The 23589-nt window shown below is 71.4% G+C and carries 21 protein-coding genes; 7 read left to right on the forward strand and 14 right to left on the reverse strand.

Features of this window, described 5'->3' with window-relative positions:
- Positions 1 to 313 (forward strand): GTP-binding protein (locus IEZ20_RS33825; RefSeq protein WP_189305838.1); only part of this gene is annotated, 313 nt, incomplete at its 5' end.
- A 275-nt stretch (positions 314 to 588) separates the two neighbouring features.
- Here IEZ20_RS33825 and IEZ20_RS33830 read toward each other — a convergent pair.
- The 4 genes from IEZ20_RS33830 to IEZ20_RS33845 form a co-directional block, all read right to left on the reverse strand.
- The gene (locus IEZ20_RS33830; RefSeq protein WP_189305840.1) at positions 589 to 783 is read right to left on the reverse strand and encodes an acyl-CoA carboxylase subunit epsilon; all 195 of its coding nucleotides are present in this window, start codon (positions 781 to 783) and stop codon (positions 589 to 591) included.
- Positions 784 to 840: 57 nt separating this feature from the next.
- On the reverse strand, positions 841 to 2436 hold the full coding sequence (locus tag IEZ20_RS33835) for an acyl-CoA carboxylase subunit beta (protein WP_189305842.1): 1596 nt from the start codon (positions 2434 to 2436) through the stop codon (positions 841 to 843).
- 154 nt (positions 2437 to 2590) lie between these two features.
- Positions 2591 to 4894 carry a polysaccharide lyase 8 family protein gene (locus IEZ20_RS33840; RefSeq protein WP_189305844.1) on the reverse strand — a complete coding sequence of 768 codons (2304 nt, stop codon included), beginning with the start codon at positions 4892 to 4894 and terminating at the stop codon, positions 2591 to 2593.
- A gap of 28 nt (positions 4895 to 4922) precedes the next feature.
- Positions 4923 to 5420 carry a hypothetical protein gene (locus tag IEZ20_RS33845; protein WP_189306041.1) on the reverse strand — a complete coding sequence of 166 codons (498 nt, stop codon included), beginning with the start codon at positions 5418 to 5420 and terminating at the stop codon, positions 4923 to 4925.
- Between the two features lie 241 nt (positions 5421 to 5661).
- Between IEZ20_RS33845 and IEZ20_RS33850 the strand changes: the two genes are divergently transcribed.
- Complete coding sequence (locus IEZ20_RS33850) at positions 5662 to 6267, forward strand: YceI family protein (RefSeq protein WP_189305845.1); 606 nt, start codon at positions 5662 to 5664, stop codon at positions 6265 to 6267.
- Between the two features lie 62 nt (positions 6268 to 6329).
- Here the strand turns inward: IEZ20_RS33850 and IEZ20_RS33855 are convergent, their stop codons facing one another.
- Complete coding sequence (locus tag IEZ20_RS33855) at positions 6330 to 6767, reverse strand: ATP-binding protein (protein WP_189305847.1); 438 nt, start codon at positions 6765 to 6767, stop codon at positions 6330 to 6332.
- A 112-nt stretch (positions 6768 to 6879) separates the two neighbouring features.
- On the opposite strand from IEZ20_RS33855, the gene IEZ20_RS33860 reads away from it, so the two are divergent.
- Positions 6880 to 7701 (forward strand): helix-turn-helix domain-containing protein, encoded by an 822-nt coding sequence (locus tag IEZ20_RS33860; RefSeq protein ID WP_189305849.1) that lies wholly within the window; start codon positions 6880 to 6882, stop codon positions 7699 to 7701.
- On the forward strand, positions 7698 to 7940 hold the full coding sequence (locus IEZ20_RS33865; RefSeq protein WP_189305851.1) for a DUF397 domain-containing protein: 243 nt from the start codon (positions 7698 to 7700) through the stop codon (positions 7938 to 7940). Before IEZ20_RS33860 ends, IEZ20_RS33865 begins: the two co-directional genes overlap by 4 nt.
- Before the next feature lie 73 nt (positions 7941 to 8013).
- Here the strand turns inward: IEZ20_RS33865 and IEZ20_RS33870 are convergent, their stop codons facing one another.
- Positions 8014 to 9372 carry a hypothetical protein gene (locus IEZ20_RS33870; protein ID WP_189305853.1) on the reverse strand — a complete coding sequence of 453 codons (1359 nt, stop codon included), beginning with the start codon at positions 9370 to 9372 and terminating at the stop codon, positions 8014 to 8016.
- Positions 9373 to 9427: 55 nt separating this feature from the next.
- On the reverse strand, positions 9428 to 12442 hold the full coding sequence (locus IEZ20_RS33875) for a glycoside hydrolase family 3 protein (protein WP_189305855.1): 3015 nt from the start codon (positions 12440 to 12442) through the stop codon (positions 9428 to 9430).
- Between the two features lie 125 nt (positions 12443 to 12567).
- Between IEZ20_RS33875 and IEZ20_RS33880 the strand changes: the two genes are divergently transcribed.
- From IEZ20_RS33880 to IEZ20_RS33890, 3 genes are read left to right on the forward strand one after another with little or no spacing between them, the layout of a single operon-like run.
- A complete protein-coding gene (locus IEZ20_RS33880) occupies positions 12568 to 14433 on the forward strand; it encodes a ricin-type beta-trefoil lectin domain protein (RefSeq protein ID WP_189305857.1) in 1866 nt (621 codons plus the stop codon).
- A gap of 8 nt (positions 14434 to 14441) precedes the next feature.
- The gene (locus IEZ20_RS33885; protein ID WP_189305859.1) at positions 14442 to 14930 is read left to right on the forward strand and encodes a hypothetical protein; all 489 of its coding nucleotides are present in this window, start codon (positions 14442 to 14444) and stop codon (positions 14928 to 14930) included.
- Between the two features lie 55 nt (positions 14931 to 14985).
- A complete protein-coding gene (locus IEZ20_RS33890; protein ID WP_189305861.1) occupies positions 14986 to 15594 on the forward strand; it encodes a GPP34 family phosphoprotein in 609 nt (202 codons plus the stop codon).
- Positions 15595 to 15675: 81 nt separating this feature from the next.
- On the opposite strand, the gene IEZ20_RS33895 is transcribed toward IEZ20_RS33890, so the two are convergent.
- The 7 genes from IEZ20_RS33895 to ureA all read right to left on the reverse strand — a co-directional run bounded on the left by IEZ20_RS33895 (position 15676) and on the right by ureA (position 23449).
- On the reverse strand, positions 15676 to 16101 hold the full coding sequence (locus IEZ20_RS33895) for a VOC family protein (RefSeq protein ID WP_189305863.1): 426 nt from the start codon (positions 16099 to 16101) through the stop codon (positions 15676 to 15678).
- Between the two features lie 13 nt (positions 16102 to 16114).
- Positions 16115 to 17725 carry a citramalate synthase gene (cimA, locus tag IEZ20_RS33900; RefSeq protein WP_189305865.1) on the reverse strand — a complete coding sequence of 537 codons (1611 nt, stop codon included), beginning with the start codon at positions 17723 to 17725 and terminating at the stop codon, positions 16115 to 16117.
- A 287-nt stretch (positions 17726 to 18012) separates the two neighbouring features.
- Positions 18013 to 19323 carry an MFS transporter gene (locus IEZ20_RS33905; protein ID WP_189305867.1) on the reverse strand — a complete coding sequence of 437 codons (1311 nt, stop codon included), beginning with the start codon at positions 19321 to 19323 and terminating at the stop codon, positions 18013 to 18015.
- A 42-nt stretch (positions 19324 to 19365) separates the two neighbouring features.
- The gene (locus tag IEZ20_RS33910; RefSeq protein WP_189305869.1) at positions 19366 to 19971 is read right to left on the reverse strand and encodes a TetR/AcrR family transcriptional regulator; all 606 of its coding nucleotides are present in this window, start codon (positions 19969 to 19971) and stop codon (positions 19366 to 19368) included.
- Between the two features lie 18 nt (positions 19972 to 19989).
- Positions 19990 to 21027, reverse strand: a complete 1038-nt coding sequence (locus IEZ20_RS33915; protein WP_189305871.1) for an agmatine deiminase family protein — start codon at positions 21025 to 21027, stop codon at positions 19990 to 19992.
- An 8-nt stretch (positions 21028 to 21035) separates the two neighbouring features.
- On the reverse strand, positions 21036 to 22757 hold the full coding sequence (locus IEZ20_RS33920; protein ID WP_189305873.1) for an urease subunit alpha: 1722 nt from the start codon (positions 22755 to 22757) through the stop codon (positions 21036 to 21038).
- The gene (ureA, locus tag IEZ20_RS33925) at positions 22754 to 23449 is read right to left on the reverse strand and encodes an urease subunit gamma (RefSeq protein WP_189305875.1); all 696 of its coding nucleotides are present in this window, start codon (positions 23447 to 23449) and stop codon (positions 22754 to 22756) included. Before ureA ends, IEZ20_RS33920 begins: the two co-directional genes overlap by 4 nt.
- Between the last annotated feature and the right edge of the window lie 140 nt (positions 23450 to 23589).

Consider the following 23589-nt stretch of genomic DNA (forward strand, 5'->3'; position numbering starts at 1 on the left):
GGGCCAGGACCGCTTCTGGTTCATGTGGGACGACCTGGTCCGCGGCGCCATCGGCGCGATCGTCCTGGTCGACACCCGGCGCCTGGCCGACTGCTTCCCCGCGGTCGACTACTTCGAGAACAGCGGCCTGCCCTTCGTCATCGCCCTCAACGGCTTCGACGGCCAGCAGCCGTACTCGCCCGACGAGGTCCGCGAGGCGCTGCAGATCGGCCCCGACACCCCGATCATCACGACCGACGCCCGCCACCGCGCGGACGCCAAGAGCGCGCTGATCACGCTGGTGGAGCACGCGCTGATGGCGCGGCTGCGCTAGCGGACCGCCTGCTGCGAGGGGCCCTTTCCATCCGGAGAGGGCCCCTTTGTCGTACCCCGCCGCCCCACTGGATCCGGACAGGACCCGTGGGGCGATCGATGGGATGGACGCTTACGCCGATCGGGTGATGGCCGGACTGCCACCGCTGGAGGAACACCCCCGAAGGCCCCCTGACCGCCCCCGACCTCCCCGGCGTCACCGTCACCATCGACTGGACACACCGCAGCCCCGCCCTCCCGGACGGGAGCGGCGGGGCTGCGGTCAAGCGCTGAACCTCAGTGCCAGCTGTGCGGCGCCCGGAAGCCGGGCTCGCGCTCCAGGCGGCGCCAGCCGGCCTTGGCGCGGCCTCGGTGGGTCTGGGCCGTCGGCTCGGGGCGGGCGGCGGCGCGGGCCATGAGGACGGCCGTGATGGCGGCGACTTCCTCGGGCTCGGCGTGGCCCTTCTCGACGCGGATGTCAGGAGTGCTCATGGGTGTCAGTCTCCGTGAGAGAGAGGTCCGCGGGGTTGCCGCGGCGGGTCCGCGGGGTTACTGCGGGGGGTTGCCGTGCTTGCGGGAGGGCAGGTCGGCGTGCTTGGTGTGCAGCATGGCCAGGGACTTGACCAGCACCTCACGGGTCTCCGCGGGGTCGATGACGTCGTCGACCAGGCCCCGTTCGGCCGCGTAGTAGGGGTGCATCAGCTCGGACTTGTACTCCTTGACCATGCGGGCCCGCATGGCCTCGGGGTCCTCGGCGTCGGCGATCTGGCGGCGGAAGATGACGTTGGCCGCGCCCTCCGCGCCCATCACGGCGATCTCGTTCGTCGGCCAGGCGTAGGTCAGGTCGGCGCCGATCGACTGGGAGTCCATGACGATGTAGGCACCTCCGTACGCCTTGCGCAGGATGAGCGAAATCCTCGGCACGGTCGCGTTGCAGTAGGCGTACAGCAGCTTCGCGCCGTGACGGATGATTCCGCCGTGTTCCTGGTCGACACCCGGGAGGAACCCGGGGACGTCCAGGAAGGTGACGATCGGGATATTGAAAGCGTCACACATCTGGACAAAGCGCGCAGCTTTTTCCGACGCCTCGATGTCCAGGACGCCGGCCAGCACCTGCGGCTGGTTGGCGATGATGCCGACGACCTGGCCGTCCAGACGGGCGAGGGCGCAGATGATGTTGCGCGCCCAGCGCTCGTGGACCTCCAGGTACTCGCCGTCGTCGACGATCTCCTCGATGACCTTGGCCATGTCGTACGGCCGGTTGCCGTCGGCCGGGACCAGGTCGAGGAGTACGTCGCTGCGGCGGTCGACCGGGTCCGTGGACTCGGCCCGCGGCGGGTTCTCGCGGTTGTTCTGCGGGAGGAGCGAGAGGAGGTAGCGCACCTCGGCGATGCAGGTCTCCTCGTCGTCGTACGCGAAGTGGCAGACGCCGGAGGTCTCCGCGTGGACGTCGGCGCCGCCCAGGCCGTTCTGGGTGATCTCCTCGCCCGTCACGGCCTTGACCACGTCCGGGCCGGTGATGAACATCTGGGAGGTCTCGCGGACCATGAAGACGAAGTCCGTGAGGGCGGGGCTGTAGGCCGCGCCGCCCGCGCACGGGCCGAGCATCACCGAGATCTGCGGGATGACACCCGACGCCTTGGTGTTGCGCTGGAAGATGCCGCCGTAGCCGGCGAGGGCCGAGACGCCCTCCTGGATACGGGCGCCGGCGCCGTCGTTCAGCGAGACCAGCGGGGCTCCGGCCGCGATGGCCATGTCCATGATCTTGTGGATCTTGGTGGCGTGGGCCTCGCCGAGGGCGCCGCCGAAGATCCGGAAGTCGTGGGCGTAGACGAAGACCGTACGGCCCTCCACCGTGCCCCAGCCGGTGATGACACCGTCGGTGTACGGCTTCTTGGCCTCCAGGCCGAAGCCGGTCGCCCGGTGCCGGCGCAGCTGCTCGACCTCCTGGAAGGACCCGGGGTCGAGGAGCAGCTCGATCCGCTCCCGTGCCGTCAGCTTGCCCTTGGCGTGCTGCGCCTCGGTCGCCTTCTCGCTCGGGCCCGCTACGGCCCGGGCACGGATCTCGTGCAGTTCGGCGACCCGTCCGCGTGCGTCCGTCGGCTCGCCGGTCGGCTCACCCGTCGTCTCTTCCAAAACGGTCATGTAGCGACCTTACGAAGGACCCGAAGAAAAGCGAGCCGTCGACTCTGTACAGTCTCCGGCCCGTTTTCCTGGTGCGAGTGAACAGAACCATGGCGGCATGCAGGCGTTCCGACTGCTCAGAAGGCCACGCTGTTGTAGGAGGGCCACAAAGCCGTCAGCTGAGAGCCACCTCACATTCATGGGTGGAGCATGCCATCCCCGGAGTGACGAGGAGCCTCAGACGGCGGTCCGCCGAACGGACCTCCACGCTGTCGTCGGCCCGGACCACCGCTCGTACCGGATGGTCCCAGACCAGCTCCAGCGGGGCGCCGGTGCGGGGCGGCTCGCTCACGTGGAGGGTGGCCGTACGGCCCCGGCGGACGACGAGCACGCTCGCGCCGGCCGAGACGGTGAGGTCTCCCACCGTACCGGCCCGCCAGAAGGTGTACGCCCTCAGCCCCAGGCCGGGTACGGCGACGGCCTGGGCGTCCGTGCCGTTGGCGAGGACGGACAGCCAGTTCCGGTCGGCGGCCCGCAGGGCGGTCCCGGCGCGGGTGGCGCCGGGCAGCAGCGCGTAGGTGTAGCGGGCGGCCACGGGGTCGGTGCCGTGGTCGAGCCAGAGGGTCTGCCAGCGGCGGGTGCGCCGCTCGTCGGTGCTGGTGGTGTTGATGTCGGACCAGGCGCCGGTGCGGTCCTCGCGCAGGGTGTGCAGCTCTCCGCCGCAGGGCAGGACCCACCCGCCGTGGCCCTCCAGATGGGCCCACCGCGCGGCCCGTACGAAGGCCTGCCCGCCCTCCTCCCCCAGGTTCCGGTTGTCCACGACCGTCTCGACCGGGACCCCGTCGGAACAGCTGATCCCGGCGCCCAGGCAGACCACGGCGTCGGCGAGGAAGAACCACGACTTGCGGGCCTCAAGGGTCGAGCCGAGCCCCTTCAGATGCTGGCCGACCGCCGCGTACGTCCCGTCCGTCGCCCCGCCGACCCAGCGGACGTCCGGCCTGGGGGCGCCCCACTCGCCGCCGGCGCGGTCGGCGAGGCGCCTGGTGGACACGGTGGTGCCGGGCAGCCGGTACCAGTCGACGGTGGGCCAGTACCAGTCGGTGTACTGGTCGCCGCGCCCCCGTGGCCACCAGGAGAGCATGCCGGACCCGGTGTGCCAGCCGCGCGGGTTCTCGCCGTTGCCGCACTCGTAGTGGGCGATGCGGTCGCTGGCCATGGCGAGGGCGGCGGTGAAGCGCGGGGTGCGGTGGACGGCGCGGTCCATGGCCGGGAAGAGCCGGTGACCGAGGGGTTCGGGGGCGGAGGGCACGGGCGAGGCGGCGACGGCGTGCAGCCGCGCGAGATCGGCGATTCCGAACTGGCGCGACGTCAGTACCGGTACCACCGTGTCCCGTTCGATCCAGCCCTTGATCCGCCCGTACCACCGCTCCCGCTCCGCCGTGCTCGCACCGTCCGCGAGGAGGGCGATCGCGGCGATCAGGGCCTGCCCGTGGTAGTGGTCGGAGCGGAGCACGTGCTGGTCGTCGGAGCGGAGGTAACCCCGGCTGACGGCGCGGCCGTTGACGCAGTCCATCACCAGTCCGTCGTGGATCAGGGGCGCGTAGGCGCGCTCGACGCTGTCGAGGACGTTGTGCCGCGCGGGGTCGACGACCTCCCACTCGGACCCCGCGAGCAGCGCGAACAGCCGTCCCAGGCCGTCGAGCAGGACCTGGCCGTACGTCCCCGAGTAGGCGACCCAGGTGTGCTGGACGAAGGACCCGTCGGCATAGAGCCCGTCCCCCTGGACGACGTACGGGAAGACCGGCGAGAGCGCGTCACGGGCGAGGGAGATCTTCTGCGGGTTCCGGCCGAGGATGCCGCGCAGGGCGACCGAGCGGCACAGGTCGACGCGGTTGGCCCCGGTGGAGGTCCCGGAGTAGTCGGTGAGCACGGCGTCCGGCACGAAGTGGTCGACGGCCGCGCAGGCCGCCGCGATCCGCTCGGGGCCGAGCTGTTCGTACAGGACGGCGGTGATGTCCGTCAGGAGCCGGGGGCTGCCGATCTGCCACTCCCACCAGTTGCCGTAGCGGGTGGTGGCCGGGTTGTAGACGGTGGCCGAGAGGTGGTCGAGCCCGCGCAGTACGTCGGCGAGGAGCCCGGGATCGCCTGTGCCACCGGTGCCGCCCTGCGCGTACGCCTGGGCCATGGTCCACAGGCGGCCGTAGCTGAAGGTGATGCCGGAGGGCGGGTCGAAGGGATGCCCGGGCCACAGGGAGTTCGCCGCGGGAGCCATGGCGGCCTGGAACTCCCGCGCCTGCCGCCCCAGTTGGGCGAGCCGGGAGGCGTACGGCTCGACGCCCGGGTCGTACCCGGTCCCCAGGGTGATGCCGTTCCACCGGCGGCGCAGCGTGTCGTACGGGTCGCCGGCCGCCCGGGCGCCCGGCGCGGGGGCGGCGGCGAGCGCGGCGGCCAGCAGGAGTGCGCGTCGGGTCAGGCCCATGGGGCCGGTCACCGCCCTCACCGCCGGCTCAGCAGCCGCCGCAGTTGTAGTAGAGGACGTCCCAGTGGTTGCCCTCGTCGGCGTAGATGTTGCCCGAACCGGACTGGTACTGCGGGGCGCCGTCGCCGCGGAGGCCGATGTAGGTGAAGGTGTTCTTGATGTACGACGTCACGCACGTGTTCTTGCCGTAGTCGAGCTTGTAGCCGTTCCAGTGGGAGTAGGTGCCGGAGGCGTGTCCGGTCTCCGTGCCGCCGGTGATGTTGAGCGCGCAGCCGGTGGCCCGCTTGAGGGTCTGGGCGCCCTGGGCGGTGGCGAGGTTGAGCTGCTCGAAGCTGGTGCAGGTGGGGTTGTTGCGGTCGGAGCAGTTGCCGGAGGACGACCAGGTGATGCCGACATCGCGGAACATCTGGGTGGCGGTGGCGTGACTGATCTTGGTGACGGCGAAGGCCTCGGTAGCGGTACCGAGGACGGCGACACCGGGGGCGACGACGAGGGCGAGCGCGGTGAGGAGCGCGCGGAGCTTCAACGGCTTCACGGGAGACCTTCCTGCGGCGGGCCATGGTGCGTACGGGTCGGCTGTGCAGGTGGTGCAGGTGGCGCAGGCAGATGGTGCCCGAGTGCGCGGGGTGTCCGCCAGGGGGCACGCAGGAATACTCTCCGCACATGAGCAGACACTCTCCGGCTAATGTTGAAAACTGAACCGAATGGGTCTACCTTCTGAGTCACGAGTTCGTTCAACGTTCAACAAGCACTTCCAGGAGCACGTCATGGGCATCTTCGGCCGCAAGACCACCACCCCCGCCCCCGCCGCCCAGGCCGCCGCCGGCCCCGACCTGACCGCGCTGACCGGTGACTACACGATCGACCCGGCCCACAGCACGATCGGCTTCGTCGCCCGGCACGCCATGGTCACGAACGTCAAGGGCGGCTTCGAGGACTTCACCGGCACGCTCCACCTGGACGGCGCCGACCCCGCCCAGTCCACCGCCGAGATCGACGTCCAGATGGCGAGCATCGAGACCGGCAACGCCGACCGCGACGGTCACCTGAAGTCCGCCGACTTCTTCAAGATCGAGGAGTTCCCGACGATGACCTTCCGCTCCACCAAGGCGGAGGCCCTCGGCGGCGACGAGTTCCGCATCACCGGCGACCTCTCCCTCCTCGGCGTCACCAAGCCGCTCACCATCACCCTGGAGTTCAACGGCTCCGCCACCGACCCCTTCGGCAACGAGCGCGTCGGCTTCGAGGGCAAGGCCGAGATCCTGCGCTCGGAGTGGGGCCTGACCTGGAACGCGGCCCTGGAGACCGGCGGCGTCCTGGTCTCGGACAAGATCAAGCTCGTCTTCGACATCTCGGCCATCAAGCAGGCCTGAGCCGTGGGGGGGGGCGGCGGCACCGTCGCGAGCGGCCCCACGGCCACGTCATCGGCAGACGGTCACCGCGGCCGACCCGGGACGGCCGCCTCGCCACCCCGCACCGTGAACTCGCACCACACGATCTTGCCGGGGTTCCGCTCCCCCACGCCCCACTTGTCGGCCAGGGCGGCGACGAGGAGCAGACCCCGGCCGTGTTCCGAGTCCGGGGACGCCTCCGGGGCGCGAACCTCGCCCGGACCACTGTCGTGCACCTCCACGCGCAGGGCGCCGTCGCGGTGCAGCTCCAGCCGGAGGAGGAAGCCCCGGCCGGCGGGGACACCGTGGAGGAGGGCGTTGGTCGCCAACTCGCTCACGCACAGCAGTACGTCGTCGCTGCGCTCGGCCGCGGCCCATTCCGTCAGCGTCCCGCGCACGAACTCCCGTGCGAGCCGTACCGACCTGCGGTCCCGGCGGTAGAACGCCTGGCGCGTGTGGGGGTGTTGGGGTTCTGCGTTCATGAGGCGAGTGTCACTGTGCGTCACTAGAGTGGGTCAGTGAGTGAAGTCGTAGTTCTCATCACTACGAGTCCACTACGAGAGCTCGGCGTGCATACGGGGGAAAGGAACGGCCATGCACGAGGCAGCGAGGCCCAAGAAGGTCGGTTCCTGGTACGCGGTCGGTGCGCTCGTGGCGCACTTCAGGAGGAAGGCCCGTCTCACGCAGGAACAGTTCGCGGAGGCGGCGAACCTCTCCGTGGACACGGTGAGGTCGATCGAGCAGGGGAGGTTAGCCCTTCAGCCGGACCGCGCCGAGCAGTTCGACGAACTGCTCGACAGTGGTGGGGCGTTGGCGGTGGTGGTGGCGAAGCTGCCGGTGCGGGACCGGATCGTTCAGTTCGCGCAGGGGCTGGTGGATCATGAGCAGGAGGCGGTGAGCTTCCTGTCGTACGAGAGCCTGCTCGTCCCTGGGCTCCTCCAGACCAAGGACTACTGCCGTGCCGTGTTCGACTATCGCTATCCGGCGCTCGGAAGTGAGACCGCCGAGCAGTGGGTGAATGCCCGCATGGAACGGCAGTTGGTTTGGCAGCGGGAGAGGCCTCCCGTGGGTCACTTCATCCTGGAGGAGAGCATCCTGCGGCGAGAGGTCGGCGGTCCGGACGTCATGCGTGAGCAGTTCCGGCGGATCCTGGATTACACGCGGCCGGTTCACATGAGCTTCCAGCTCATGCCCATGGATCAGACGCCTCACGCAGCGCTCGACGGCCCTATGGTGCTCCTGGAAACTTCGGAGCATGAACGGCTCGTCTACCTGGAAGTCCAGCGCGCGAGCTTCCTTGTGGATGACCCAGATGAGGTCAGTGACTATTACCACAAGTATGGGATGCTGCGGTCACAGGCGCTCTCCTGCGAGGAGAGCGAGCGCCGCCTGAAGGGACTGCTAGGAGAGTCATGAACACCGCAGCACTCGCATGGTTCAAGTCCAGCTACAGCGGTAGCGAAGGCGGCAACTGCCTCGAAGCCGCCTGCTCCTGGCGCAAGTCCAGCTACAGCAGCAACGAAGGCGGCAACTGTGTGGAGGTAGCCACCCACCCCACCGCCATCCACATCCGCGACTCCAAGAACACCACCGGTCCCGTCCTCACCCTCTCCCCCACCACCTGGAGCGAGTTCCTCGACGGCATCGCCCGCTGAAGCCGCCTGGACCGGTGAGCGTCACGCCACCCGGCGGCAGGTCGTCCGCCGTCACGCGCGCTGATCGGGGCGTTCAGAAGCCCCCGCCGAAGTCCCCGTCGCCACCCCCGCCCCCGTCGAAGCCGCCCCCGTCCCCGAACCCGCCCCCGAAGTCCCCGGCGTCGAAATCCGTCCCGGAGACGTCGCCGCCCTCGTACCCGCCGCCGCCGAAGTCGCCGTACCCGGTGCCGTAGTCGGCGGCGTACGTGGGCGTTGCCATCAGGCCGCCCAGTACCGTGCCGACGAGGAGGCCGGGGAGGAGGCCGCCGCCGAAGTAGCCGCCTGCCCAGGGGCCGTAGGCGGGGCCCGCGTCCCAGTAGGGGCGGCGGCCGTACTCCGTGTCGACCTCGCGGATCACGGGGTCGCGGCCGTCGGCCAGGCGGGTGGCGTCGGCGGCGCAGACGGGGACCTGGCGGGGGGTGCCGCCGGGCGGGGTCCAGGTGGCGTCGGCGACCGAGGGGCCGTGGCGGGGGTCGAAGAAGCACGGGGGGCGGCGTTCCGGCAGGGGGCGGTGTGCGCGGCGGGCGGCCAGCTGGGCGAGGGAGAAGCGGCCGTCCTCCAGTGCCTCGGTGACGAGCCGGACGTCCTCCGGTTTCCGTGCCTCGGCCATGCGCTGCTTGGCGGTCTCGTAGGCGTCCAGGGCGCGCTCGTAGTCGGCGCGCATCGCGTTGTCGGCGCCCGGCTCCGAGGGGTGGAAGTCCAGGCGGTCGAGTTCCTCGCCGAACGCGGTGATGTCCTCGTCCACGACCACCCGCAGCCGGTCCAGGGCGGCCCGCTGCTCCTCCTCGCGGCGCCGGCGGCTGCGCCGGACCAGCGCGTACGCGCCCGCGCCGGCGGCCGCGAGGACCGCGACCGTGGTGATCACACCGGTGGTGGACATGCCGTGGCCGCCGCCCGCCGAGCCGCCCCAGCTGCGCGGGGCGTGGCCGCCCATGTTGGCCAGGGCGCGGTCGGTGAAGTCGGTCAGCTGGGACGTGGCGTCCTCGCCCTGGACGCTGCGGACCAGGTTCTGCCGGGCCGTGGACGACATGACGGAGGAGTCGGCGCGGGCGTCGAAGCGGTCGCCGAGGCGGATGCCGTACAGGCCGGTGACGCCGGTGGCGGAGCGGAGTTCGGAGAAGAGGTTCGCGGTGGGGTAGCCGGCCGGGAGGACCGCGATGAACAGGGGTTTGTCCGCGTCCTTGATGCGGTCGGCGAGGGTGGCGGCGTCCGCGGCGGACAGCTGGCCGCGGGCCGCCGGGTCGACGTAGACCGGGCTCTGGCGCAGGGCTCGGGCGATCGTGGAGACGCTCGTGTCCGCGCTCGCTCCGGGCGCGAAGAGGGTCGCCAGCGCCAGGGCGAGGGCGGCCAGCAGCAGGGCGGGGAGGCTTCGGGTCCGCGGGACGGCCTTCATGCTTCGACGCTACCCGAAGCTTCCCCAAACCGGTCGTTTCTGGACCTGGCGAAGATCAAGCCGCCCGGTAGGCCTCCGCCAGCTTCTCCACCGCCCTTCCGTACCGGCCGGTCAGCAGCAGGTGGTCGGCGTCCGCGAAGGGCTTCGCCGCCGCCTCCGTCAGGTGTCCGGCCGTCCTCTGCTGGACGAGCAGCCGGGCCCTGGTCACCAGGGCGCGTCCGGTGCGGGCGTCCCCGTGGTGTTCGGCCGCCGTCGCCCGGACGGCGAGGTCGCGCAGGGTGGCCGTACCGCCCTTCGGGACCTCGGTGAGGGTGGTCAGGCCCCAGCCGTAGGGGAACTGCGGGTCGTACGCCGGGTCGCCCACGTTGATCGGCAGCTGGGACGCGGACCTGGGCCAGGTGACCGGGAGCTGTCCGGTGAAGGGGCGCCTGCCGTAGAGGACGTCGGCGACGCCCTCGCCCTCGGTGCCGGGGAGCCAGGAGGCGACCAGGGCGTCGATCTCGTCCAGCCGGTCCCCGATCAGCTGGGGGCGGCCGGAGACGATCAGCACCGCGCACCTCATGGCCGCGCACACCGTGTCCACGGCGGCCCGGTCGGCGGCGGACAGGTTCAGGTCGTGGCCGTTGCCGACGTCTCCGACGCCCTCGGCGTACGGGGTCTCGCCGACCACGACCACACCGACGTCGTAGCCGCCGGTGGGGGCCGAGGCGTCCTTCGAGTAGGTGACGTTCCCGCCCGCCTTGCGCAGGCCCTGGAGGATCGTCGTGCCGGGGACCGTGTTTCCCGAGGCGCCCTGCCAGGTCAGGGTCCAGCCGCCGGTCTGGTTGCCGATGTCGTCGGCGTTGGACCCGGCGACGTACACCTTCTCGCTCTTCTTCAGCGGCAGCACGCCGCCCGCGTTCTTCAGCAGCACCTGCGACTCGGCGGCGGCCCGGCGGGCGGTCTTCCGGTGGTCCGGGGAGCCGATGGCGGCGGCGCCGCGGGTGTCGGCGTACGGGTGCTCGAAGAGGCCGAGCCGGAACTTCTCGGTGAGGATGCGGGAGACCGCGTCGTCGATCCGCCGCTCGCTGATCCGGCCCGCCTTCACCTCGTCGGCGAGCGTGGTGCTGAACTCCTTGTAGCCGTACGGCACCATCATCATGTCCACGCCCGCGTTCACGGAGGCGCGGACGTGGGCCGCGTAGTCGCCGGGGAGCTGGTCGATGGCGTTCCAGTCGCTGATCACGAAGCCGGAGAAGCCCATGCGGCCCTTCAGCACCCCGTTGATCATGTCGCCGCGGGCGTGCATCTTCACCGCGCCCTTGCCGTCGCCGGTGATGTCCAGGGAGGAGTACGACGGCATGACGGTGCCGATGCCCCGGTCGACGGCCTCGCGGTACGGCGCCAGGTGGATGTCCTCCAGCTGCTCGCGGGTGACCGTGGTGACGCCCTGGTCGATGGTGTAGGTCCCGGTGGTCGAGGAGCCGTAGGCGGTGCCGCCGTCGCCGACGAAGTGCTTGGCCGTGGCGAGCACCTTGTCGTTCCGGCTCAGGTCCCTGCCGTTCGCCCGGCCCTGGAGGCCCTGGATCACCGTCTCCATGGACTCGACCAGTGCCGGGTCCTCGCCGAAGGACTCGTAGGAGCGGCCCCAGCGTTCGTCGCGGGTCACGCACAGGCAGGGCGCGAAGTCCCAGGGGACTCCGGTGGCCCGGACCTCGGCCGCCGTCACCGCGCCGGTTCTGTAGGCGAGTCCGGGGTCGCGGGTCGCGCCGATGCCGATGTTGTGCGGCATGACGGTGGCGCCGGAGAGGTTGTTGTGGCCGTGGACCGCGTCGACCCCGTAGAGCAGGGGGATCTGGAAGCGGGTCGCCTGTGTGCGGAGCTGGAAGGCGTCGATCATCTTCGCCCAGGCCCCGGGCGTGTTGGGCGTGGGGGTCGAGCCGCCGCCGGAGAGCAGGGAGCCGAGGGCGTAGGCGGCGATGTCGGCCCCCTGGCCGACGGCTCCGCGCTCGGCCTGGGTCATCTGGCCGGCCTTCTCCGCCAGGGACATCCGGCTCAGCAGGTCGGCGACCCGCTTCTGCACCGGCAACTTCGCGTTCAGGTACGGCAGTCCGTGCGCGTCGATCACGATCTGCGGGGTCTCGGCGGGCGCCTTCGCCCCGGTGACCGTGAGCCGGAGGGGGATGGTCTCGGCGGGTTCGGCCGCCCGGTCCCGGCGGGTGGGCACCTCCACGGTCCGCGCGGTGCCGGAGGCGGTGCCGGCGGGGAAGGTGAGGGTGCCGGAGACGGGGGTGTAGTCCGTGCCGGGGGTCGCGGTGCCGTCCGCCGTGGCGTAGGTGACGGTCACCGGGTCGGTGAGGGGCGCCTCGCCGGTGGTGGCCACGGTGACCTTCACCTTCGCCGTCCCGCCCTCCTCGACCGGGCGGACGGGCGCGTCGGTGGTGACGGAGGCGCGCAGGGTCTGGTCGGCCTTGCCGTACAGCTCCACGCCGTCCATGGCGAAGTCGCCCTTGGCGCCCGGCGGGAGGGTGACGGAATAACCCCACATCTCCTTCAGGCCGAGGACGTGGTCGATGCCGCCGACGGGCTGGTAGTCGGTGCGGTAGGTGAAGTCGGCGAAGGGGAGGCTGATCTGCTTCCAGCCGGTGAAGTCGTCGGTGAAGGAGGTGGTCCAGAGTTCGGAGGCCTCGCCGTGGGCGCCGCCGTCCTTGATCTCGAAGGTGATCTTCCTGCCGTTGTCGCGGCCCTCCCACCACAGCCGGATGCCCTGGTGGGCGGACCAGTCGTGGGCGGGTGCGGTGGCGGCGAAGTCGTGGGTGAAGCCGCCGTAGCCGCTGATGTCGTAGCCGCCGGTGAGGACCTTGCCGCCCTCGGGGGCGTCGGCGCGGTCGGCGAGGCGGAGGGCGGGCGGGTCGTCGGTGTCGCCGCCCCAGGTGAAGAGGCCCTCGGCGGGCTGGGCGGCGAAGGGCACCTCGCCTTCGAAGCGGTCTACGGGGACGGGGGCGGGTTCGTCGGCGGCGCGTGCGGTCGCCGCCCAGGGCAGCAGACCGGCGAGGAGTGCGGCGGAGGCGAGCAGGGCGGTTCTTCGCATGGACCTTCCCTCGGCTCTCGTGATTCACTCAGGGCTTAGCTCACGCCGTGAGTTAACTAGGGGCACACACCCCCGTCAAGACGACCCGTCAGCTCTGCCGATCCGACAAGGAAGGGCGACGCACCATGAGGAGAACCCCCCGCACAGTCCGGCTGCTGCTCGCCGGGCTGCTCTCCGCCGCCGGCCTCAGCGTGGCCGTACCCCCCGCGCACGCGGCCGGTGAGCAGGTCACCGCCTGGCTCACCACCACCGACGACTCCGCCGGCCGGCACGTCGTACGCGGCCTCCAGCCGCAGACGCCGTTCGCCTTCCAGTCCGGGACGGGCGGTGGCGGCGAGAACATCACCGTGGACGAGAACACCCGGTACCAGACCTTCACCGGCGGCGGCGCGTCCTTCACGGACACCGCCGCCTGGCTGATGAACAGCAGCGGAGCGCTGTCCCAGGCGACCCGGGACGCGACCCTGCGCAAGCTGTTCTCGCCGACGGACGGCATCGGCCTGTCGTTCCTGCGCAACCCGATGGGCGCCTCCGACCTCGCGCGCTACGGCTACACCTACGACGACGTGCCGGCCGGCCAGACCGACCCGTCCCTGGCCAGGTTCTCGATCGCGCACGACCTGGCCGACGTCGTGCCGCTCACCAGGCAGGCGCTCCAGCTGAACCCCTCTCTGACTGTCATGGCCTCGCCATGGACGGCGCCGGCCTGGATGAAGGACAGCGGCTCCCTCAACGGCGGCTGGCTGAAGGCCGAGGACTACGGCGCGTACGCCTCCTACTTCGTGAAGTACCTCCAGGCCTACAAGGACCAGGGCATCGACGTCCGCTACGTCACCGCCCAGAACGAGCCGACGTGCTGCTCCGGCTACCCGTCGATGAGCTGGAACGCCGACGGTCTCGCGTACTTCACCAAGAGCGAGCTGCTGCCCAAGCTCCAGGCGGCGGGCCTGACCACCAAGGTGCTGGCGCACGACTGGAACTGGGACGTCTACGACTCCTACGCCGCCCGGACCGTGGACGACCCGGCCGTCCGCAGCCACCCCAACTTCGGCGGCATCGCCTGGCACGGCTACGGCGGTGACATCGGCAAACAGACCTCCGTACACAACCAGTACCCGGCGCTGGACGCCTTCGGCACCGAGCACTCCGGCGGTACCTGGATCGCCGACCAGCAGCGCGAGGACATGAACAACATCATCGACTACACCCGCAACTGGGCGAAGTCGGTGACCAAGTGGTCGCTGGCCGTGGACCAGAACATGGGCCCGCACAACGGCGGCTGCGGCACCTGCACCGGCCTGGTCACCGTGCACAACGGCGACGGCGCGAGCGGCACCGTGGACTACACCGTCGAGTACTACGACATGGGCCACCTGACCAAGTTCGTCCGTCCCGGCGCCCAGCGGATCGCCTCCACCGCGTCCACCGCCGTGCCCAACGTCGCCTGGCGCAACCCGGACGGGAGCAAGGCGCTGATCGCCTACAACGCCTCCTCGGCGGCGAAGACGGTCACCATCGACTGGGGCTCGCAGCACGCCACTTACTCGCTGCCCGGCAGGACCTCGGCCACCTTCACCTGGTCCGGCACCCAGTCCGGCGGCGGCGCGCGCACCGGCGCCTTCGTGGGACTCGCGGGCAAGTGCCTGGACGTGGCGGGCGGTTCGGGCGCCAACGGTACGGCGGTGCAGCTCTACGACTGCAACGGCACCACCGCCCAGCAGTGGAGCGTCCAGGCCGACGGGTCGGTGCAGGCGCTCGGCAAGTGCCTGGACGTGACCGCCGGTTCGACCGCCGACGGCGCCAAGGTGCAGTTGTACGACTGCAACGGAACCGGTGCCCAACGGTGGTCGTACGACGCGTCCACCGGTGATGTGGTGAACACCGCGGCGGACAAGTGCCTCGACGTCACGGACAACGCGTCCGCGAACGGGACCCGGATCCAGATCTGGTCGTGCACCGGCGCCGCCAACCAGAAGTGGCAACTGAGGTAGGGCGGAGCATGAGACGTACGGGGGCCGTGGCGGCGGGGATCGTCGGCGGGACGCTGCTGCTGAGCGGCTGCGGCGCCGTCGACCTGCCGCTCGCGGGGGTCCGGGTCGCGGCGGACGGGACGCCGCAGGCGATGGTGCGGCCCTGCGGGGACGACGGCTACCAGGGCCCCTACCTGGACGGGCGGGCCCACGCCGGCGAGGAGGGCCCCGTCACCACCGGGTGGGACGCGAAGAAGGAGGGGCTGCGCGGCGACGCCGACTTCCCCCTCTTCGACCCGCCCGCCCGCTGGCACGCCCGGCACCGCGGGGCCCGGCGGCTGCTCCCCGGGCACCACTACGTCCTGGGGTTCGGGCACTACACCGGCGGCGACTCCTACAACGGGACCATGGAGTTCACCGGCGAGCAGATCGGCCGGCTGAAGCCCGGGCAGGTGTGGGCGGACGGCCGGACGATGAGCTCCGGCGCGTTCGAGCGGCTCGCCGACGACTCGTGCTGAGCGCGGGACGGTGTGGCGTGCTGCGGATCGGCCGTCCGGGGACCAAGGTGGGGGTATGACCACACCGCAGGATCTGTTCCTCGTAAGCCTGGACGTCTCCGGCGAGCGTCCCGTCGAGCAGGGCGATCTGGCGCTGGCGCTCGCCGGGGCCGAGCTGATCGACCTGCTCGGGGTGCGGGCGCTCACGCTGGACGGCGAGCGCATCGTGCCCGGTCCGGTGCTGACCACGGGCGACCGGATGCTGGACGAGGCCGGGGCGCGGCTCGTCCGCGAGGAGCCGTACGAGACGGTCGAGGACTGGCTGTGGCGGCGCGGCGAGGGGCTGGCCGTGGCCTACCGCGACGTGCTGGAGGCCGACGGGCAGGTCACCGGGAAGCGCCGGCACTGGTGGCCGGTCGGCGGCGGCACCCCGGCCGGGACCCCGGCCGACACGCCCGCCCGGCGGCACGCGGCCGACCGCTGGGAGTCCCGGGACCCGGTCCTCACCGGTCTCGCCGCCACCCTCGGCATCCAGACCGACCCGCCGGCCGACGCCGAGCCCGACGACCGGGCGGCGCTCACCGTGCTGCTGGCGGTCGGCGACGCGGTCACCGAGCTGGAGGCCGTCCGCGAGCGGCGCCGCATCGAGAACATCGCCTTCGACAACATCTGGCGGGCCCCCTGAGCCTCCCGTGGCGGGCCCCCCGAGCCTCCCGGCCCGCCGCCGGCCGCGAAGGACCGGCCCGCCGCGCAGGACCGGCCGGCCTCACAGGATCAGCTGGCCGATGCCCAGCAGGTTGCCCTCGCTGTCGCGGAACCAGGCGCCGCGCTCCCCGCTCGCGCCCTTGCTCGGGTAGGTGCCGTCGATGTCGGCGATGCCCTCCCGGGTGCGGAAACCGGGCACGTCGACCTCCTCGAAGACCACGCCCCGGCGGCGCAGCTCCGTGACGACCCCCTCGATGTCGTCCACCTCGAAGGCCATCTGGGTGAAGGTGCCGGGCGAGGCCCCCGTCGAGCGGAACACGACGAAGTCCACGCCCGCGCACCGGTACAGCAGCCCGCCGGGCCGCTCGTCCACCGGGTACAGGCCGAGCTTCTCGGCGTAGAAACGCCGGGCCCGGTCCAGGTCCCGCGCGGGCAGCCGGGTCGCGACGCGGGCCCCGGACAGCACGTCACCGGTGTGTGAGGTCATACCTCCACTGTGGCTACTCGGCCGGCTCCACGCCCGCGCGGAGCAGGCCGTACGTGTACGCGTCCTCCAGGGCCTGCCAGGAGGCGGCGATGACGTTCTCGGCCACCCCGACCGTGGACCACTCGCCGGAGCCGTCCGAGGTGGAGATCAGCACCCGGGTGGTGGAGGAGGTGCCGTGCTTGCCCTCCAGGATGCGGACCTTGTAGTCGACCAGGTCCAGCTTGGCGAGCTGCGGGTAGATCTTCTCCAGGGCCACGCGCAGGGCCCGGTCCAGGGCGTTGACCGGGCCGTTGCCCTCGGCGGTGGCGACGATCCGCTCGCTCTTGGCCCACAGCTTGACCGTGGCCTCGTTGGCGTGGGTGCCGTCGGGACGGTCCTCCACGATGGCCCGCCAGGACTCCACGTCGAAGTACTTCAGCGGCCGGCCCTCGACCTCGGCGCGCAGCAGCAGTTCGAAGGAGGCGTCGGCAGCCTCGTACGTGTAGCCCTTCAGTTCGCGTTCCTTGACCCGCTCGACCACCCGGCCGACCAGCTCGCGGTCGCCGCCCAGGTCGATGCCGAGTTCCTTGCCCTTCAGCTCGACCGAGGCGCGGCCCGCCATGTCGGAGACCAGCATGCGCATGGTGTTGCCGACCAGCTCGGGGTCGATGTGCTGGTACAGGTCCGGGTCGACCTTGATGGCGGAGGCGTGCAGGCCGGCCTTGTGCGCGAACGCGGAGACGCCGACGTACGGCTGGTGGGTGGAGGGGGTGAGGTTGACGACCTCGGCGATGGCGTGGGAGATGCGGGTCATCTCGCGCAGCCGGCCGTCGGGCAGCACCTTCTTGCCGTACTTCAGCTCCAGGGCCGCGACCACCGGGAACAGGTTGGCGTTGCCGACGCGTTCGCCGTAGCCGTTGGCGGTGCACTGCACGTGGGTGGCGCCCGCGTCGACGGCGGCCAGGGTGTTGGCGACGGCGCAGCCGGTGTCGTCCTGGGCGTGGATGCCGAGCCGGGCGCCGGTGTCGGCGAGGACGGTGGAGACGACCGCGTGGACCTGGGCGGGAAGCATGCCGCCGTTGGTGTCGCAGAGGATGACGACGTCGGCGCCGGCCTCGGAGGCCGTGCGGACGACCGCCTTGGCGTAGTCGGGGTTGGCGCGGTAGCCGTCGAAGAAGTGCTCGCAGTCCACGAAGACCCGACGGCCCTGGTCCTTCAGGTACGACACGGTGTCGCGGACCATCTCCAGGTTCTCGTCCAGGGTGGTGCGCAGCGCCAGCTCCACGTGCCGGTCGTGCGACTTGGCGACCAGGGTGATCACCGGGGCGCCGGACTCCAGCAGCGCCCTGACCTGCGGGTCGTCGGCGGCCTTGGCGCCGGCGCGGCGGGTGGCACCGAACGCGACCAGCTGGGCGTGCCGGAATTCGATCTCCGCCTGCGCGCGGGCGAAGAACTCGGTGTCGCGGGGGTTGGCGCCGGGCCAGCCGCCCTCGATGAAGCCGACGCCGAAGTCGTCCAGGTGCCGGGCGATGGCGAGCTTGTCCGCGACGGTGAGGTTGATGCCCTCGCGCTGCGCGCCGTCGCGCAGCGTGGTGTCGAAGACGTGGAACGAGTCGTCCAGCTCGTTGGTTGCCGTCTCGGTCATGGTGTCAAGGCTCCTGTTGTGGATCTTCGGTCTGTACCGGAATAACCGGCTCCACCGTTCCTCCCATGCTCCCTCGCGCTCCGTCTCCCGGCTGTGGGTGGGCCGGAAAACGAAAAAACCCCTCGCGGGTGCGAGAGGTCTGCGCGCGGGTCGAGGACGACGGTGGCCACCCGCACCTGGTCGTACGAGGCGGTCACTGCGGACCGGCGCGCCTGCTGCCGATAATCATGGCGAGCGAGAGCACGGGGGAAGTCTGGCACAGCACCGCCCCCGGCTCACCGACCGTCTCAGGATGCGGGCGTCAGGCTGGACTCCCCGGAGTCCTGGGCGGCCTTCACCCGGGCCAGATCCAGGTCCTTCGTCTCGCGCATGGTGACGTACACCACGAGGGAGACGGCGGCGCAGGCGGCCACGTACCAGGAGAAGCCCGACTCGATGCCGCCCTTCTTGAACCACAGCGCGACGTATTCCGCCGTGCCGCCGAAGAGGGCGTTGGCGACGGCGTACGGCAGGGCCACGCCGAGCGCGCGCACCCCGGTCGGGAACAGCTCGGCCTTCACACAGGCGTTGATGGAGGTGTAGCCGGTGACCACGACCAGCGCGAGCAGGGCGAGGCCGAGGGCGGGCCAGTAGCCGTCCGCGTGCTTGAGCAGCGTCATGATCGGCACCGTGAGGACGGTGGAGCCGACGGCGAAGGTGATCAGCAGCGGGCGGCGGCCGATGCGGTCGGAGAGGGCGCCCGCGAGCGGCTGGAGGCAGGCGAAGACGATCAGCGCGGTGAAGGAGACCAGGGTCGCGGTCTGCTTGGACAGGCCCGCCGAGTTGGACAGGTACTTGGTGAGGTAGGTGGTGTACGTGTAGTACGCCACCGTGCCGCCCATGGTGAGGGCGACGACCAGGAACGCCTCCCGCTTGTGCTGCCACAGCGCGCGCAGCGTGCCGCGCTCCTCGGAGTGCGAGGTGTCCTCCGCGTAGACCTCGGTCTCCAGCATGTTCCGGCGCAGGTAGAAGATGACGGCCGCGCCGAGCGCGCCGACCACGAACGGGATGCGCCAGCCGTAGCTGTGCAGGGCGTCGTCGGACATGGTGCGCTGCAGGACGATCTGGAGGCCGAGGCCGACGATCTGCCCGGCCGTCATGGAGACGTACTGGAAGCTGGAGGCGAAACCGCGCCGCTTCGGGTCCGAGGCCTCGGTGAGGTAGGTGGCGCTGGCCGCGTACTCGCCGCCCACCGACAGGCCCTGGAGCAGCCGGGCGACGAGCAGCACGAGGGCTCCGCCGTAGCCGGCCACCGCGTAGGTCGGGGCGACGGCGATGAGGACCGCCGAGGCCGACATGAGGGTGACGGTCAGCGTCAGCGCCGCCTTGCGGCCCTTGCGGTCACCGATTCTGCCGAGCAGCCAGCCGCCCACGGGACGCATGAAGAAGCCGACGGCGAAGATGCCGGCGGTGTTCATCAGCTGGGCCGTGGGGTTGCCGCTCGGGAAGAACGCGCCGGCGAAGTAGGTGGCGAAGCTCGCGTACACGAACCAGTCGAACCACTCGACCATGTTGCCCGCCGAACCGACCCAGATCTTCTTCCAGTGTTGTGGTCCCATGGGCCGTTACCTGCCCGGTGGCGGAGCCGACGATTCCTTCGGCTACGACGTCACGAGCGCGTCCTCGATGAACTCCCGCACATGCCGGAGGACTTGTTCCCGGTCGGTCCCGCGCAACCCGATCGCCACGTGGATGGAGAACCCGTCGAGCAGCGCCCGCAGCCTCGCCGCGAAGCGGTCCGCGTCCACCCGGCGGAACTCCCCGCGGGAGGTGCCCTCGGCGATCAGCGCGACCAGGTCGCGGTGCCAGGCGCCCTCGATCGCGGCCTGCCGGGCGCGGGCGTCGTCGTCGGCGTTCTGCGAGCGGTTCCAGACCTCCAGCCAGAGGGTCCAGTGCGGGTCGCGGTGCCCGTCGGGGACGTACAGGTCGACGTAGTGGGACAGCCGCTCGCGGGCGGTTCCCGGGGCCGCGAGGAGGCGGCCCCGCTCCGCGCCCAGCCGGCCCTCGCTCCATTCCAGGGCCTGGAGCAGCAGTTCGTCCTTGGAGTGGAAGTAGTACAGGAGATGGCCGCTGCTCATGCCGACCTCGCGGCCGAGCCCCGCCATGGTGAGCTTCTCCAGACCGCGCTCGGCGATCATGTCCATGGCGGTGGCGAGGACCTCCTCGCGCGGCGGCGCGTTCCTGCGCGCCCGGCCCGCACCGGCCATCTGCTGCTCCTGTACGTGTCAGACCTTCGGCTGCTGTTGGGTGATGCAGTGGATACCGCCTCCGCCCGCGAAGATCGTACGCGCGTCCACCAGGGTCACGGTCCGCTCCGGGAACAGCCGGCGGAAGATGCCGGCGGCGATCTCGTCGCGCGGGTCGTCGAAGCCGCACAGGACCAGGCCGCCGTTGCAGAGGTAGTGGTTGATGTAGGAGTAGTCGGCCCAGTGGCCGTCGGCCTCCAGGACGGTGGGCGCGGGTACCTCCACGACCTCCAGGCGGCGGCCCCGGGCGTCCGTCGCCGACCTCAGCAGGCCGATGACCTCCTTGGTGACCTCGTGGTCGGGGTGCGCCGGGTCCGGCTGGTGGTGGGCGACGACGACGCCGGGGCGGGCGAAGGCGGCGACGATGTCGACGTGGCCGAGGGTGCCGAAGCCGTAGGGCGGGTAGTCCCCGGTCAGGCCGCGCGGCAGCCAGATCGCCTTCCGGGTGCCGAGCTGGGCGTGGATCTCCGCCTCGACCTCCGCCTTCGTCCAGTGCGGGTTGCGCTCGGGGCCGAGCTGCACGGTCTCGGTGAGCAGCACGGTGCCCTCGCCGTCGACGTGGATCGCGCCGCCCTCGTTGACCAGCTGCGAGGCGTACGTCGTCGCGCCCGCGAGGTCGGAGACGTACACGCCGATCTTGGAGTCGTGCTCCCAGCGGGCCCAGTCCTGGGCGCCCCAGCCGTTGAACGTCCAGTCGACGGCGGCCAGCCGGCCCTTGCCGTCGGTGAGGAAGGTGGGGCCGATGTCCCGCATCCAGGCGTCGTCCAGCTCCCGCTCGACGGTGTCGATGCCGGGGCCGAGGAGGGCCCGCGCCTCGGCCCCCTGGCCGGGCCCGCACACGACGGTCACCGGCTCGAAGCGGCGGACCGCGCGGGCGACGGACGCCCAGGCGGTCCGGGCGGCGGCCAGGTCGTCCGGGTCGTCGAAGGTGGGGTTGGGGCCGGGCCAGGCCATCCAGGTGCGCTCGTGCGGGGTCCACTCGGCGGGCATGCGGAAGCCGTCGGCGGCAGCAGACATGGTGATCCTTACAGGAAGTACAGGCGGTTGAGGGAGACGGAGTCGGCGGGCTCGGAGCGCAGCGGGTCGCCGTCGAGGGTGACCAGGCCGGTGCGCTGGTCGACGTCGACCGCTCCGGTGCGGGAGTTCAGCCGCAGGTCGGCGGGGCCGATGCCGCGGGTGCCGCGCACGGCGACCCGGCGCCGCCGGGTGGGCATCGTGTCGCCTCCCTGGTCGACGGCGGCCTGGGCGACGAACGCCACCGAGATGTCGGCGGCCGTCGCGCCGTACGCCCCGAACTGCGGGCCCAGGACGAGGGGTTCGCAGGTGTCGGTCGCCGCGTTCGGGTCGCCGACCACGCCGTACGCCGGGAAGCCGGCCTTGAGGACGAGCTGCGGCTTGGCACCGAAGTACTCCGGGCGCCACAGCACGATGTCGGCGAGCTTGCCGACCTCGATCGAGCCGACCTCGTGGGCGAGGCCGTGCGCGATGGCCGGGTTGATGGTCAGCTTGGCCATGTAGCGCAGGACGCGGGCGTTGTCGTCGCCGTCGCCGTCGCCGTCCAGGGGGCCCAGCTCGGCCTTCATCTTCCCGGCCATGGCGAAGGTACGGCGGACCGTCTCACCGGCCCGGCCCATGCCCTGGGCGTCGGAGGAGGTGATGCCGATCGCGCCCAGGTCGTGCAGCACGTCCTCGGCGCCCATCGTGCCGGCCCGGATCCGGTCGCGGGCCATGGCCGCGTCGCCGGGCAGGTCGGGCTTGAGGTCGTGGACGGAGACGATCATGCCGTAGTGCTCGGCGACCGCGTCCCGGCCGAAGGGCAGGGTGGGGTTGGTGGAGGAGCCGATGACGTTCGGGACGCCGGCCATCTTCAGCACGTTCGGTACGTGTCCGCCGCCGCAGCCCTCGATGTGGAAGGCGTGGATCGTGCGGCCCTCCAGGACGCGCAGGGTGTCCTCGACCGACAGGCACTCGTTCAGGCCGTCGCTGTGCAGGGCCACCTGGACGTCGTGCTCCTCGGCGACCCGGAGCGCGGTGTCCAGCGCGCGGGTGTGGGCGCCCATGTCCTCGTGCACCTTGAACCCGCTGGCCCCGCCCTCGGCCAGGGCCTCGATCAGCGGCGCCGCGTGGGAGGACGAACCCCGGCCGAGGAAGCCGATGTTGACCGGCCAGGCGTCGAAGGCGTTGAAGGCGTGCCGCAGCGCCCAGGGCGAGTTGACGCCGACGCCCCACACCGGGCCGAACTCCTGCCCGATGACCGTGGTCACTCCGGAGGCGAGGGAGGCCTCCATGATGCGCGGGGAGAGCAGGTGGACGTGGGTGTCGACGGCACCGGCGGTGGCGATCAGCCCCTCGCCGGAGACGATCGAGGTGCCGGTGCCGACGACGACGTCCACACCGTCGAGGGTGTCCGGGTTGCCGGCCCGCCCGACGGCGTGGATCCGGCCCTCGCGGATGCCGATGGACACCTTGCGGATGCCCTGGACCGGGTCGATGACGACGACGTTGCTGATCACGACGTCACAGGTGTCGCGGACGGCGGCGGCCTTGAGGTGCAGTCCGTCGCGGGCGGTCTTGCCGAAGCCGGCGAGGAACTCGTCGCCGTACTTCTGGGCGTCGGACTCCACCCGGACGGTCAGCCCGCTGTCGCCGAGGCGGATGCGGTCGCCGGCGCGGGGGCCGTGGGTGGCGGCGTACTCGTAGGGGGTGAGACGGCGGGCTTCTGCGGGGTGCCCTCCGGGTCGGCTCATCGGTTGCCCTCCTCACGGGGAACTCCCAGGTATCCGCAGGCGGCGGCCCTGCGCAGCGCTTCCTCCCTGGCGCCGGGCGCGTCCAGCGGCCCGTCGACCAGACCGGCGAAGCCGATCGCGATCCGGTCGCCGCCGATCGGGACCAGTCCGACCTCGGCGCTCTCCCCCGGCCCGAAGCGCACCGAGGACCCTGCGGGCACGGCGAGGCGCATGCCGTAGGCCCGCTCGCGGTCGAAGTCGAGCCGCGGGTTGGCCTCGAAGAAGTGGAAGTGGGAGGTGACGGAGACCGGGACGGTCGCGGTGTTGGTGACGGTGAGGTGCAGGGCGGGCCCGGGCTCGGGGTGCTCGGGGCCCGGCAGCAGCGCGCCGGGTCCCTCCGGGCCCGAGCCGCCGCCGATGGGGTCGGAGACGACCGCGAGCCGGGAGCCGTCGTCGAAGACGGCCTCGACCATCACCTCGGTGACGACGTCGGAGACGCCCGGCAGGACGTCCTCGGGGCCGAGCACCGAGCGGGCCGCCTCGACGGCCTCGGCGAGCCGCCGGCCGTCCCGGGCCGCCTCGCAGACGGTGTCCGCGATCAGCGCGGTGGCCTCCGGCACGTTCAGCTTCAGACCGCGCGCCCGGCGGGCCCGGGCCAGCTCGGCGGCTCCGAAGAGCAGCAGCCGGTCACGCTCCGTGGGGGTCAGTCTCACGACCCGGCACCTCCTTGCCTCCACCAGGTTAGAGCACCACTCTAAACACAGAATTCATGAAACAGAAGCATTGACCGAGGGCCAGGCCTCACGTCACATTGAACGTCGCTCTAAACCAGTGAGGCGGCCGTCGAAGGAGA

Origin of the sequence: Streptomyces cinerochromogenes, assembly GCF_014648635.1 — a bacterium.
Lineage (GTDB): Bacteria > Actinomycetota > Actinomycetes > Streptomycetales > Streptomycetaceae > Streptomyces > Streptomyces cinerochromogenes.